The following is a 709-nucleotide window of genomic DNA, read 5'->3' as shown; positions in this document are numbered from 1 at the left end:
CTAATCCCCAGACGTGAATTTGTGATTCCGTTGCCATTGGCATCATAGCTGAACGTGTTGGTCCTCGCCGCCGTACCCGCATCAGTGACTTTGGTCAGCTGGTTGCCCGAATACGTGTATTTAAAATTATTGTACCAGCCGCTGCCCGTACCGTTACGTCTGCGCAGTGAATCGATATTACCCATCACATCATACGCCAGTTCCTCATCATAATAGCCTGCTTTATTCGCTGGTGAACTGGATGCCGCATTGATATATGCTCCCCGTTTCAGCCGGTTGAGCCTGTCATAATAATACGTATAGGTCTGAACTGGCTGCATGGTCATTGTGGAAGGGACCAGGGTATTCCATTTCATACTGCCGATATTGCCATTGTAGCTGTCCGCCTTATCCCCATAGCTCAGCTCCATCCCGAAAACACGCTTGGCACTTACAGCGGCCGGATTGTTGATCGACTTCAACCAGCCCCGCTCATTATAACTGTAAAGAATTTCCTGCACAGCAGTGCTGCCGGCATTGTGCAGGTTCTTCTGTTTCAGCTGCCCGATCTCATTGTACGACAGCTTGTTCTGAGACACTTCCGCAAGATTATTAAGCTGTTTTTTGGTCTCCACCAGCCTGCCCACATGATCATATAAATGATTGGTCACAATGGTCGTCGCTGTCCCGGTCTTCGGCGTATGTACACGTGTACTGGTCAGCAGATCTC

1 pseudogene is annotated in these 709 nt (G+C 49.4%); it reads right to left on the bottom strand.

From position 1 onward, the window contains the following. Positions 1-709 (bottom strand): annotated as a pseudogene (locus K7A41_RS23670) (hypothetical protein); the annotation flags it as partial.

Origin of the sequence: Sphingobacterium sp. InxBP1 (genome assembly GCF_026191775.1) — a bacterium.
GTDB lineage: Bacteria > Bacteroidota > Bacteroidia > Sphingobacteriales > Sphingobacteriaceae > Sphingobacterium > Sphingobacterium thalpophilum.
The sequence above is the reverse complement of the archived record's forward strand: the minus strand, read 5'-3'. Positions and strand labels throughout refer to the sequence as shown.